Here is a 13,322-nt window from a genome sequence, read left to right as displayed (position 1 = left end):
ATTTGTCCATGAACGTTTATCCACTAGGGCAATTATTGAAACCCTGAAATCCCACAAGGTGGAAAAAGGGGAACAATTGAATCTATTTGAACTATTTAATGACCCTAAATGGTCAATTACTGACCAGATTCTCCGAGCTTACGAGTACCACGATAAATGGGTAAACCGGATGATTCTCGGTGACTCCTTGGTGACGATGAACTCCCTACTGCAATACGAGGGGATGGGGGGTAAGGTGCAGATGATTTATATTGACCCTCCCTACGGGGTAAAATTTGGTTCTAATTTTCAACCTTTTGTGAGAAAACGCGACGTTAAACACAACGATGACGATGATTTCACCCGCGAACCAGAGATGGTGCAAGCTTATCGAGATACTTGGGAATTAGGGTTACATTCTTATCTGAGTTATTTACGCGATCGTTTGTTGTTGGCCCGGGAGTTGTTGACTGATAGCGGTAGTGTTTTTGTGCAGATTTCCGATGAGAATGTGCATCATGTTCGGGAGTTGATGGATGAGGTTTTTGGTGGGGAGAATTTTGTTAGTTTGATTACTTTTCAAAAAACAGCAGCCGTTAGTAGTCCTCAAGCTCGTACAGAGGTAATAGGAACTTTATCGGATTATTTGGTTTGGTATTGCAAAGATGCTTCTCTAACTAAATATAATCAACTTTTTTTAGAAAAAGATGTAGGTATAGGTGCAGGAACATCGTATAAAAATTTAATATTGCCAGATGGAAGCAATCGTTCAATTACTAGCGAAGAATTAGCTAATCCTAATCTTATCCCCAAAGGATCTAAAGTATATCAAGCAACATCTCTACAATCTTCGGGATATAGCGAAACTCTTTCTAAGCCCTTTGAATTTGAAGAAAAAAATTATTTGCCACTTAGAAATTGTCATTGGAAAACTACAATTGAGGGTTTAAATAGTTTAGTAAAACAAGGACGTATTATCAAATCTGGAAATAATATTCGCTATGTTAGATATTTGGAGGATTTCCCAGTTTCAGCATTGGGTAACATTTGGATAGATTTAATGGGAGCAACCGAGAAATTATATGTAGTTCAAACAACAACAAAAGTCATCCAACGCTGTCTATTAATGACCACCGACCCCGGCGATTTAGTATTAGATATCACCTGTCTAAGAAAAGGTACAAAAATCCTTATTCCCCACCAACCAACTAACTCCCCCCCTTTGAAGGTAGGGCAGGGGGGGGTAAACTCTCAGATACCGGGGAGCTACCCCCCCAACCCCCCCGACATCGGGGGGGCTTTAGGAGGGCAAGGGGGGGCTTTAGAGGCTTTAGAAATAGAAAAATTACAACCGGGAGATTATGTCATCGGACACGATCTGCAACCTCATCGGATTCTTCGTACTATCAGCAAAACCCATCAAGGGAAAATGATCGGGATTCGTCACCACCTTTGTCAGCAAATCCTCTGGGTAACGGGAGATCATCGAGTCTTATGTCAAAAACGGACAACCAGTTATGGAGGCGATCGCAATTGGGAACATATTCCTAAAAATAATTTTGCTTTAGCTAGAGAAATGAGAAAAGAAGCGACTCCAGCCGAAGCTAAATTATGGCAAGAAATCAAAGGAAATCAATTAGGAGTTAAATTCCGCCGTCAACATCCTATTGGACGTTATATTACCGACTTTTATGCAAGAGAAAAGGGTTGTATTGTTGAAGTAGATGGAGATAGCCATTATAGGCCAGATGCGATAGTTTATGACCAAGAAAGAGATACTTATTTAAACTCTTTGGGATTAAATATTTTGCGATTCAATAATCAAGAAATTTATCATAATTTGACGGGAATATTAGAGACAATTAAAGCCCCATTGGCTGCGGTTGAACCTTCAGAAGATCATTACAAAGAATGGCGACGGGCTGATACTTTAAAAATCGGCGATATTGTTTATTTTGGCAGGGAACAAATACCCTGTGAAATTAAAGATTTAGAATCGGAAATAACTACGGAAACAGTCTATGATTTAGAGATTGAAACTGTCCACTCTTTTATTACTGAAGTTTGTACCGTTCATAATTGTGGAAGTGGGACAACCGCCTACGTTGCGGAACAATGGGGGAGAAGATGGATAACCTGTGATGTCAGTAGAGTACCCTTAGCCTTAGCCAGACAGAGACTATTAACCGCCACCTTTCCTTGGTATCAACTGAAAGATAATAACTCACCGACGGGGGGTTTTATCTACAAGAGAAAACAGAACAGTAAAGGGGAAGAAATTGGGGGAATAGTCCCACACATCACCCTGAAAAGTATCGCCAACAATGAACCCCCCGAATCGGAAATCTTAGTTGACCGTCCCGAAGTAGATAACAGTATTGTGCGGGTGTGTAGTCCCTTCACCATCGAGGGAACCATACCGCCTCCGGTGGAGATGGAAGACGAACCGGAAAGCGCAGCGGTGGTAATCGACAATAGCGGTCCCTATGAAGAACGGATGTTGGAAATTCTGCGGAAATCTCCCGTGTTACGTCTGTCTGGGAACCGCACCATCACCCTAAACAACGTGCGACAGCCGACGCGAACCCAGAATCTATCGGCTGAGGCAATGGTCAAAGCTAGTGATTTAGAAGGTGCTACCTTGGGGGAGGTGGTAGATGAGGCCCTAGAAGTAAACCTGAATCAGCTTCCCCTCTCCCAGAAACCGGTGGCGTTTCTATTCGGACCGGAGAACGGAGCGATCGCAGAACAGCCCGTTTACAGAGCGGCTGGGGAAGCCTATCATAAACAATACGCCCATCTGTTCGTCCTTGGCTTTGCGATCGCTCCTAGCGCTCGTCAGTTTGTAGAAAACTGTCAGGATACGGTGGGGATTCCCGCGACTTACATCCAAGCAACTCCAGACCTGCTGATGGGGGATTTACTCAAAAACATGAGGAGTTCCCAGATATTCAGCGTCTGTGGACTGCCAGAGATTAGGATTAATCCCATCCCTGAGGGTAAATATCAAGTGGAGTTATTGGGGTTGGATGTGTTTGACCCGGTTACCATGAAAGTGGACTCAGAACCGGGTAAGAATGTCCCCGCTTGGTTTCTCGATACTGACTACAACGGCCTATGTTTCCACGTCAATCAGGCATTTTTTCCCCGTACCGGCGCTTGGGATTCGATTCAGAAAGCTTTAAAGGGAACCTATGAGGAATCAGTCTGGGAACATCTAGCAGGAACAACCAGCGCACCTTTTGCCGTGGGAGAACATCGGCAAATTGCCGTTAAGGTGATTGATGACCGGGGGAATGAGTTGTTAGTGGTTAAAAGTTTGTAGGATGATTTATTATGACTGCTCCTCCTCCAGGTAAAACAGAATTTGTAGCTAAAATATTTGAGTGGCTAAATGCTTTAGATGATGGGCAAAAATTTTTAACTATCCTTATCACTTTTTTAACGATGCTTGGTACTGCATTTGGGGTGGGGGTGAGTTTTGGTATATGGCTTTCACACAAAAAAGATATATCAGGAACAATTACTGATCCTCCCAAAGACCAAAAACTTATTAATCACAAAATAACAGTAAAGGGAACAATATCCAGAAAAATAAACTCCGATGAACATCTATGGTTGGTGGTGAATCCGGTAGGCTATACTGGTTGGTATCCTGGATCATCTGAAATATTCCCTGATAAAAATAAGAGGTGGATACAGGAGAATCTATACATAGGATTAAAAAAATCTACAGAACAAAAATTTACATTATTCTTTATTCTGTGCAGTGACTCAGCTAATACGATTTTTAAGGAATATTTAGAAAAAACTGCACACTTGCCCCCAGATAAATGGCCTATAGAAACACTTCCCAATGGCATAACTAAACTAGACGAAAGATATTTGATTAGAAAATGACCTACGAAGTCAACGAACCGATTCTCAACTCACCCTTTGATGAACAACCTTGATGAAGTGTACCCAAAATGGAAACGATCGACATAAATAAAGCCTTACCGCAAATCAATCAACTCCTAGAAAAAGCAGCCACAGGAGAAGAAATAATTATTACCAGAAATAATCAACCAATGGTAAAATTAGTATCACCTCAAACCATACCTAAACGTCCTCCTTTATTTGGTAGTGACAAAAATATAATTTCCATTGGTGATGACTTTGATGAACCATTAGAGGACTTTAAGGATTATATCTAATGAGATTACTATTGGATACTCATAGCTTAAATATTAGTGGTTAGAGAGTTGCTTAAAAATCAACAATGAAACCAATTAGATTAACAAAACACGCTCGAGAACAATGTATTGAACGAGGAACAAATGAACAAGAAATTATTGGAGCAATTCGTTATGGGACTCGACAAAGTGCCAAACAAGGAAGGGATAAATATCAGACTATAATTCAGACTAATTCCTATTGGCAAGGAAAATTTTACCCTCTAAAAAAAGTTGTTCCCATTGTTACAGAAACAGAACAAGAATTGATTGTCATTACTGTTTACACCTACTATTTTTAAAGGAGACAAAATGAAAATTAGCTACGATGCAGAAATTGATGCCCTTTATATTAGACTTGTAGAGGGAAAACATGAATGTCGAAATCTTCAGTTAAACGATGAAATCACCTTAAACCTTGGTGATAATGATCTTTTAGTTGGCATTGAAATTCTCGACGCTAAAGATGTTTTAGGAACAGGAAATGTACCCCAAGTCATCCTTGAGAATATTCCTTTTCGAGCTGCTTAAAAAGGAGTTAATATGAGACAACCTCAAAACCTGCTAGAAAATTAATCAATCCAAAATCAAAAATCAAAAATCAAAAATCGAAATGTCCTACGAAGTCAACGAACCGATTCTCAACTCACCTTTTGATGAACCCTTGATGAAGTTAAATCAGCCGTTTATCGAGCTTGCTTATACTTAGAAAATTCTATGTCAGCCAAAGATATTTTTCATCAATCCGTGTGTATTGCCCTCGAAAAAGATGGCTGGAATATCACCCATGATCCCCTTTATCTGAAAGTCAATGACGTAGAATTTTACATCGACTTAGGCGCGGAAAGATTAATTGCCGCCGAAAAGGCAGGTCAAAAAATTGCCATAGAGATTAAATCTTTTTTAGGCGCATCAGAAGTCACCGAATTTCATCTCGCATTAGGACAAATCCTCAATTATCGGTTAGCATTAAAACAGGAACAACCCGAAAGGATTCTTTATCTAGCCATTCCTCAAGATACCTATGAGGACTTTTTCTCTCGTCAATTTATTCAAGACGCTGTAGCCGAATATAAAATAAACTCTTAATCTTTAATTCTCTCAAACAAGAGGCGGTAAGTACCTAAGCAAAATTAATTACACATATCTAACCACCTCTTGCCTCTTGCCTCTTGCCTCTTGCCTATCTTCACTAGGAAATTAATTTTGCACGACTACTTATTATGGAAAGAATAAACTACTCTCAACTGATTCAAGACATTCTCACCCAACATTCAGTTAATGACAGCAAAAATGACAGAGAAACTCAACTTATTTTTGACACAAAACGCCATCATTACCAAGTCTTAAATATTGGGTGGAAAGAGCAAAAGCGAATCTATGGTGTGATTATTCATCTTGACATAAAAGATGACAAAATCTGGATTCAAAGAGATGGAACAGAAATCGGCATTGCCAATCAATTAATCGCGGCTGGTGTTCCCAAACAAGATATAGTCTTAGGTTTTCAGGCTCCCTATAAACGTAGTTTAACCGAGTTTGCCTTGAGTTAATACATAAGAAAAAAATCCTAAATAACCCTATGTCCTACGAAGTCAACGAACCGATTCTCAACTCACCCTTTGATGAACCCTCCCGTTATTGGTTCATCCGAGAAGGTTATGAACCGGAATTAAAAGAAGGGAGAAGACCGGCTATTGTCTATCCCCCCCGGGAAGGTGACAGCGAATGGGAATTAGGAAAAGTTCTCAAACTTTCACCCCCCGATCAATTTTTCCCTGGTTATGAAATGACCTTGGTTAACCACATCAGGAACAAAGTCAAAGAATGGAGAAACGAAAACTATCCCGGGGTCAGTCGTACTACCTTAGAACTATTGGACTATTGGAACCGAGAAGGAAGAGAACATCGCCTATTTTTTGCTCAAAAAGAAGCAGTAGAAACCATCATTTTCCTGATTGAATCACGGGCCGACTTTCGCCAAGGGATTCACATTCCCCAAGACACCCCCATTGACACCACCCTGAAAGCCTTCATCCGCTACGCCTGTAAGATGGCCACTGGAAGCGGTAAAACAACAGTGATGGGGATGTTAGCAGCATGGTCCATCCTCAACAAAGTAGCAGATCGCAGTAACGCTAAATTCTCCGATGTTGTCCTGATTGTCTGTCCCAATATCACCATTAAAAGCAGATTGCAGGAACTCAACCCCGACAACGGCGAAGCTTCTTTATATCGCACCCGTGACCTCGTACCCTCTCACCTGATGGACAAACTGAGACAGGGTAAAGTCTTGGTGACAAATTGGCATATTTTTGAAAAGCGAGCGCCTGCCACTGCCGGTAATGACACTGCCAAAGTGGTGAAAGTGGGAGTCAAAACCACCGCCGCCGAAGTGATTAAGATTGCCGCTAAAAACGAAACTGCTAGGGGAACAAGATATCTAACCCAAGAAACTTTAGGACAACAAATCGCATTAGGTCGGTTAAAAGTCGCTGAGGGAGGGGAGAAATACGATACACAGGGAAATCTTAAAGAAGTCAAGGTAGAAATTACCCGCTATTTAGAAAGTGATGCCGCTTGGATTAAACGAATATTAACCCAAGAAGTGGGGAATAAAGGTAACATTTTAGTCTTTAATGATGAGGCGCATCATGCTTATCGGATATCTCGGATATCTCCAGATAAAAATGATGCTGGCGATGAGCAAGAATCGGAAAAATATCAAGAAAAAGAAGCCACGATTTGGCTTGAGGGTTTAGATAGAATTAACAAATATCGAGGCATTAATTTCTGTGTGGATCTATCCGCTACTCCCTATTACTTAAAATCTTCTAAACAGAATACTAATAAACCCTTTGAGTGGGTTGTCAGTGATTTTAGTTTAATGGATGCCATTGAAGCAGGTTTAGTTAAAATTCCTCAATTACCCGTTAGAGATACCACCGGCGCAGCCGTTTCAGATTTAGCTTACTTTAATATCTGGGAATGGTTAATGAAGAAAATGACCCGATCTGAACGGGGTAAAGGAATAAATCCTACACCGGAAGCTATCCTCAAATATGTGCAACATCCCATCACCTTATTAGGGGGACAGTGGGAACAAATCAAACAAGAATGGGCAGCCTCCGATGATCCCAGACCGCCTGTATTTATTATTGTCTGTAAGAATACCAAGATTGCTAAATGTCTCTATGAATGGATAGCAGAAGATATCAAACCAGATGATTTACCCTCCTCTAACCTGCGATCGCTTCGTAATATCGAGGGAGAAACTAACACGATTAGAGTCGATTCTAAGGTAGTTGAAGAATTAGAATCGGGTGAAAGTAAATCCGATGAAAGTAAATGGATGCGCTTTACTTTAGACACCATTGGTAAAACTCAATGGACAAAAGATGACCAAGGACGCGATATTTATCCCGAAGGATTTGCCCAACTAGCCGAGAAATTAGCTAGACCGTTTCACCCCCCCGGTCGCGATATAAAATGTGTAATTTCTGTAGGAATGCTTACGGAGGGTTGGGACTGTTCGACCGTAAAACATATTATTGGGATTCGTCCCTTTCAATCCCAATTACTCTGTGAGCAGGTGGTAGGTAGGGGGTTAAGAAGGCGCAGTTATGACCTCACCGAGGATAACAAATTTGCCGAAGAAACCTCAACAATTTTCGGAGTTCCCTTTGAAGTTGTTCCCTTTAAAGCTAATCCCCAAGGAGCAAAACCTCAGCCAGAAAAACGCTATCATGTTTACTCAGTGCCGCAAAAATCCCAATATCGCCTAGAATTTCCCAGAGTTAAAGGCTATACCCAAGCCGTACAAAACCGAGTCACCGTTGACTGGAAAGCCATCGCCGCTTTAGAAATCAACCCCTTCAAAATTGCCCCCGAAGTCCAAGTTAAAGCTACTCTGGCTAATAACCAAGGTCGTCATAGCCTATCTGGTCCGGGCAAACTAGAAAGCCTTGATCTCAACCCTTACCGTCAGGGAAAAAGATTACAAGAATTAGTCTTTGAATTAGCGGCCGATTTAACTCGCACTTACTGCCAAACCGAGCAATGTCAAGCACCCCCTCAAGTCTTGTTTCCCCAATTAAGAAAAATATGCGATCGCTACCTAACGGAAAAGGTTAAAGTAGTAGAACCCGCTCACATTCTCGATCTGTTTCTTTCCCCCTATTACGGTTGGGTAATTGAAAAACTCTCGGAGTCCATTTATCCCGATACCGGCGCCGGAGAAACCCCAGAAATACCCAAATATGAGACACATCGAGGCAACGGTTCAACCGATGATATTAACTTCTTCACCGGCAAACCTGTGAGAGAGGTAGTCAAGTCTCACCTTAACTGTGTGGTAGCTGATACCGATCAATGGGAACAGGCAGCCGCCTATATTATTGACACTCATCCCGCCACTGAATCCTTTGTTAAAAATGAACGCTTAGGGTTTACTATTCCCTATTTTCATAATGGGGAAGACCATGATTATATCCCAGACTTTATTATCCGTCTGAAGACAGCTAAATCTAACTATTTAATCCTAGAAACTAAAGGATGGGACGAACTGAGGGAAGTCAAGCAAGCAGCCGCTAAACGCTGGTGTAATGCCATTAATGCCGACGGCAAACACGGTCATTGGCAATACTTTTTAACTGGATTGAGCAAAGTTAAAGAAGGAATTGACGAAGCAATCAGAGAAATCGAAGCATTAACCAATCAATAAATGAATGATGATATAATTTCCTCTCTCGCTGCCATTGCCATAACCACTCTATTCCTTTGGCTGCCATTTGGCTAGGGTCTTTGTCCTGCTTACCTATGAATGAAAGAAGATTAGTTAACATTCTGACGTAACTCCGGAACCCGTTGCCATAATTCTTGGGTTAAACGGGGTAATTCGTCCCGCATCTGACAATACCAATCCCATCGCCGGCGGTAATGTTGAGCCAGTAAGCGATTTTGCTTGACCCATTGATAGGCATTGTTAGCCAGTTGTTGCCGAAAAGAAGGATTTTCAATTAATTGTCGTAATTGTGCAGAAAATTCAGTTAAAGAATCATAAATTAAACCCGTTTCACCGGATTGAATAGACGCTTTATACACCGTAGGACTAGCTAAAACGGTCACGCCATGACCCGCACATTCAATAAACTTTAAATCAGATTTCATACTATTAAAGGCTGTCGGATTGAGGGGCAACAAGGCAATATCACAGGTTCTTAATAGGGCTTGATAGCGCTCATAATCACAAAAGGGTTCAAAAACTTTATTGGTAATGGCTAATGCCTCAAAAAATTCTCGATCATGAATCACCTGGGCAGAGATTTGCTCTCCGTAGTCGGCTAAGACTTGATTGAGGGTGGGTAAAATAGCCTGCCAGTCTGCTTGACGATTTAAGGCCCCAAAAAAGAGCTTAACGGTATTATTTTGGGGATATTCCCTTTGGGGGGGAAGATAGGCTAATTGATTGGGAAAAACAGCCACATTGGGATTAATAGTGCGAAAAAATGCTGCTAACGGCTCTGTGGTGGTTTGAATACCATGACAAGCCCGATAGGTTAAAAATTGATTTTGTTCATGTTCTGGCCAACAACGGGGATCATCATCCATTTCGGCAATAATTAAATAATCTTTGCCTAAAAGGGTCTGAATTTTGGCCAGTTCATCCGGTTGTAAAGATCCCCGTTGCCAAATAAAGATTTTTTCCTCCTCCGGTCGGGCAATGCCTAAATCCGCCGATTTAACACTGGAAACGGTTCTTACACCTGGAATGGTGGCACTGAACTGATCCGGTTCTAAGACCCGGACGCGATCGCAGGCGAGGGGAGCCATAATCATGGTTTGTATCAGTAAAGGGCGAGGTGGTTGGGTAGATTTTAAGGCTCTGACTACATATTGAACGGCTCCTGTTTGAATGGCAAATTGTTCGGCATTAATGCCCAGGGATTGAAGGGTGGGAGCCAATAGTTTTTGAGCAGTTTGAAAATTCTCATTTTTCTGTCCTCGTGTCTGAATCTCATAGATTTGTAATCCTGCTTCAGCAAACCATTTTTTAATACTCAATAACGTAAAAAAACGCAAATGAGTGCGGTCTAATAACCCTTCATCTTCATATTCCCAGACCCCTCTTAACAGATTAATTAGAATACTCCAATGTTGAATATTGGGAATACAGGCTAAGACTTGGCCGGCGGGTTGAAGCCAAGTAATTTGCTGATTTAATACTCGCCAGGGGTCTTGTAAATGTTCTAAAACGTCACCATAAATCAAACAATCTACGCTATTGGGCAGAATGATAGTCCCTAAATCCAATGCCTCGACATTGCCCACAATGACTTGATCCAACCGAGTTTTCGCAATTTCGGCCGCTTGCGCATTCAGTTCTATGCCAATATAATTAGCATTTGGATTAATTTTCTTATAATACTGCCCCAACGCGCCTGTGCCACAACCCACTTCCACAATCACTGAGGCATCCGGCGGTAGTAAGCGCAATAGGTCAGGATTCACCCGGTCATAGTAGTCCAGATTGGTAAGGGAAGTGATCGGCATTTTTCTCTTCAACTCAGTTGCTCAAAACAACACAATAGGGACCTAATTTTGTTAAGTCCCCAGATAGTATAGCAGTTCAAGATTCAGAGGATGTTTGAAAAGTCAGGAGACCACTAGGGGTAGTGTAGAGCCTCCCAATATCCATTGGGTCGCTACCTCAGTTTCCCCCCAAGGGAACTGCCTGACTTCAGCCGCGACAAAGTGGGAAGCCAGACTTTCAATCAGTTTAACCAAAGTGGAATCAGTCACCACGGCAACTTTACTGACGTACTTGTGATGGTCGCGTATCAGCCGGAAATGAGCGACCAAGGCGCCAAAACTTTCCCAACCAGTGAACTTAGGAACTTCGATGATTACGCCAGCAAGGCCGCCAGTGGCTTCAATGTGGGGGTCGACTGCCGCCGCAATTTTAACAAAATCTTCCGCCGCGAGCGCAGACTTAGGTTGCATATAGAGAATGCTATGCGCCGCATCTAAATTATAATCTATCATAGTTTGCCTCTCCCAAATGGTCGAAGTCTAACTACATACTATCACGAATAAACGGTTTTACTCACATCTCTAGACGAGTTATAATCGCGACACCGTAACTTATCGTAACACCAAACAGGTATCTACAACCAACTTCCCAAAACGAAAAATTCCTATCTCACCATTAAGATAACTGTTATCGATGCTTAACAGCTTATCTAGACAAGAATTTTGGGAAAGCATGAAAATTATCGCCTACACCTATACTAACCCCCTGCTCGATAGTCCCCCCGATACCTCGATTTGGGCCTATTCTCCCGAACAAGTATATCAAGATTTTGGCGATCGCTCACAACGGCAGCAACTTCTCCGCGATTGTCAAGGTACTCCCCCCCGACTGCTGATCCTGCGTCGTCTAGCAGAATTGGGAGACAATGGCACGGAAGTTAGCAAAATTTTACAATCCTTAGAAGCCCTCGACATAGATATAATTGCCCTAGAAGAACCAGATTATAAGCTGAATTTTGCCAAGATTCTGCAAGAAATATCAAAAAACGAACTAAGTAACCGTTTAAAAGCAGGTCACGCTCACAATCGTCTGCAAGCTTTGCCTCCCCCCGGAAAAGCACCCTACGGTTATCGTCGTGGCAAGGAGCGTTATATACTCGATCGCAGTACCGCACCAGTAGTCAAAGACTTTTTTGATCGCTTTTTGATTTCCGCTTCCCTGCGTTCCACGGTGCGGTATCTAGAAAAACGCTACGGCAAAAAGATATCGGTAGCTACTGCCCATAAATGGCTAACTAATCCCGTTTATCGCGGTGATTTGTGCTATCTAGGTCAAGATATTATCCCCGATACCCACACCCCGATGATCTCCCGGGAAGAAGCAGCCCAGATCGATCGCATCCTGAGAAATAATCGCAAATTACCCCCCCGCAGTGCCAGCGCCCCGCGTTCCTTAGCGGGTTTAGTCGTCTGTAGTCAATGTCAATCGGGGATGACGATTACCAAAGTCACAGCGCGAGGAAAAAGCCTAGAATACCTCTATTTGCGACCTTTGCAATGTCCCCGGACAAAAAAATGTTCGGCGATCGCTTATGAAAAAATTCTTGATATCACAATCGAGCGCATTTGTCAAGACCTACCACCGACGATCGCTCAGATATCTTTACCAGATTTAGAGGCGATCAAACGGGGAATGAGCGAGGAAATAGGGCAAAAAAACGATATTTTGTCGCAATTGCCCTCCCTAGAAGCGGCGGGAATTTTAGATCAAGAAACGGCTAATCTACGGGCCTATAAACTGAAAAACGAGATCGCGCAGATACAAGGACGTTTAGACCAATTACCCCCCGATAACCTGACTATTATCGCTCGTGCCGTTGCTTTTCCGCAATTTTGGCGAGATTTATCGGAAATCGAGCGCCGTTTTTATTTTCGCGAGTTTATCCGTCGCATCGAAATCGAGAGAGAAACGGCTAATAATTGGCATTTACGTTTAATCTTCGTTTTTTAACTGAATGCTGACCAGTATATAGACAATTCCTCAAAAACCATCTGATCATAAATATAGTTTCTTGATAACAACTATGTACAAAGCGTACAAATTCAGACTTAAGCCTAATACCGAGCAAGAAATAGCCTTAGCAAAAAGCTTTGGTTGTTGTCGTTGGTTTTGGAATTATTCATTGAATTTATGCCAAGAAACCTATAAAGCTACAGGAAAAGGACTGACACGAGGTTATATTCAGGGACTATTGCCTACTAAGTCATCAAGTTTGTATTGAGGAACGAAAAAGAGGTAATATTGAAAAAAGACTTCAGCCGGTCACGATAGCGGCGTTGCCGCCGCACTCGCTCTGCGAGACCGCTCTAAGAAGACGTTAGTAGATGATGATTAAGCTGTATTGTTGGGAGCATCTCACCTTTGTAACCCCTAAATCAGGTTTTATGTCAAGCTATTTTGAAAGTCTTGCTAGAAACCAGTTTTAGGGACAAGTATAATTACTCACTTGCATAAATGAGATGCTCCCTGTATTGTTAACTAAAACTGAGCGACCAAAAAATGCCATCTAAAAAATATATTGTGGATTTAACCCCATC

At 42.0% G+C, this 13,322-nt stretch carries 11 protein-coding genes and 1 pseudogene; 10 read left to right on the top strand and 2 right to left on the bottom strand.

Going from position 1 to position 13,322, the window contains the following annotated elements:
• The 8 genes from O9334_RS10520 to O9334_RS10485 all read left to right on the top strand — a co-directional run.
• Window positions 1–3,304 (top strand): DUF559 domain-containing protein (locus O9334_RS10520; RefSeq protein ID WP_288000223.1); only part of this gene is annotated, 3,304 nt, incomplete at its 5' end.
• Between the two features lie 11 nt (window positions 3,305–3,315).
• A complete protein-coding gene (locus O9334_RS10515) occupies window positions 3,316–3,879 on the top strand; it encodes a hypothetical protein (RefSeq protein WP_045362934.1) in 564 nt (187 codons plus the stop codon).
• A 68-nt stretch (window positions 3,880–3,947) separates the two neighbouring features.
• Complete coding sequence (locus O9334_RS10510; RefSeq protein WP_045362936.1) at window positions 3,948–4,175, top strand: type II toxin-antitoxin system Phd/YefM family antitoxin; 228 nt, start codon at window positions 3,948–3,950, stop codon at window positions 4,173–4,175.
• 65 nt (window positions 4,176–4,240) lie between these two features.
• Complete coding sequence (locus O9334_RS10505; RefSeq protein ID WP_045362937.1) at window positions 4,241–4,495, top strand: DUF4258 domain-containing protein; 255 nt, start codon at window positions 4,241–4,243, stop codon at window positions 4,493–4,495.
• Between the two features lie 10 nt (window positions 4,496–4,505).
• Entirely contained in the window at window positions 4,506–4,724 is a 219-nt protein-coding gene (locus O9334_RS10500; RefSeq protein ID WP_045362939.1) for a DUF2283 domain-containing protein, read from the top strand.
• Window positions 4,725–4,910: 186 nt separating this feature from the next.
• A complete protein-coding gene (locus O9334_RS10495; protein ID WP_159292800.1) occupies window positions 4,911–5,282 on the top strand; it encodes a XisH family protein in 372 nt (123 codons plus the stop codon).
• 134 nt (window positions 5,283–5,416) lie between these two features.
• The gene (locus tag O9334_RS10490) at window positions 5,417–5,746 is read left to right on the top strand and encodes a XisI protein (RefSeq protein ID WP_004162692.1); all 330 of its coding nucleotides are present in this window, start codon (window positions 5,417–5,419) and stop codon (window positions 5,744–5,746) included.
• A gap of 29 nt (window positions 5,747–5,775) precedes the next feature.
• On the top strand, window positions 5,776–8,916 hold the full coding sequence (locus O9334_RS10485; protein ID WP_288000218.1) for a BPTD_3080 family restriction endonuclease: 3,141 nt from the start codon (window positions 5,776–5,778) through the stop codon (window positions 8,914–8,916).
• 110 nt (window positions 8,917–9,026) lie between these two features.
• Here the strand turns inward: O9334_RS10485 and O9334_RS10480 are convergent, their stop codons facing one another.
• Together O9334_RS10480 and O9334_RS10475 are read right to left on the bottom strand one after the other, a co-directional pair.
• The gene (locus tag O9334_RS10480; RefSeq protein WP_045362947.1) at window positions 9,027–10,745 is read right to left on the bottom strand and encodes a methyltransferase domain-containing protein; all 1,719 of its coding nucleotides are present in this window, start codon (window positions 10,743–10,745) and stop codon (window positions 9,027–9,029) included.
• 102 nt (window positions 10,746–10,847) lie between these two features.
• Window positions 10,848–11,237 (bottom strand): SpoIIAA family protein, encoded by a 390-nt coding sequence (locus O9334_RS10475; RefSeq protein WP_045362950.1) that lies wholly within the window; start codon window positions 11,235–11,237, stop codon window positions 10,848–10,850.
• A 220-nt stretch (window positions 11,238–11,457) separates the two neighbouring features.
• Here O9334_RS10475 and O9334_RS10470 point away from each other — a divergent pair, with 220 nt between their 5' ends.
• Both O9334_RS10470 and O9334_RS10465 read left to right on the top strand, forming a co-directional pair.
• The gene (locus O9334_RS10470) at window positions 11,458–12,735 is read left to right on the top strand and encodes a recombinase family protein (RefSeq protein ID WP_045363009.1); all 1,278 of its coding nucleotides are present in this window, start codon (window positions 11,458–11,460) and stop codon (window positions 12,733–12,735) included.
• A gap of 73 nt (window positions 12,736–12,808) precedes the next feature.
• A pseudogene (locus O9334_RS10465) lies at window positions 12,809–12,985 on the top strand (helix-turn-helix domain-containing protein); the annotation flags it as partial.
• Window positions 12,986–13,322 lie beyond the last annotated feature (337 nt).

It is taken from the genome of Microcystis sp. LE19-8.1F, from assembly GCF_027531715.1.
Taxonomy (GTDB): domain Bacteria; phylum Cyanobacteriota; class Cyanobacteriia; order Cyanobacteriales; family Microcystaceae; genus Microcystis; species Microcystis wesenbergii_A.
The sequence above is the reverse complement of the archived record's forward strand: the minus strand, read 5'-3'. Positions and strand labels throughout refer to the sequence as shown.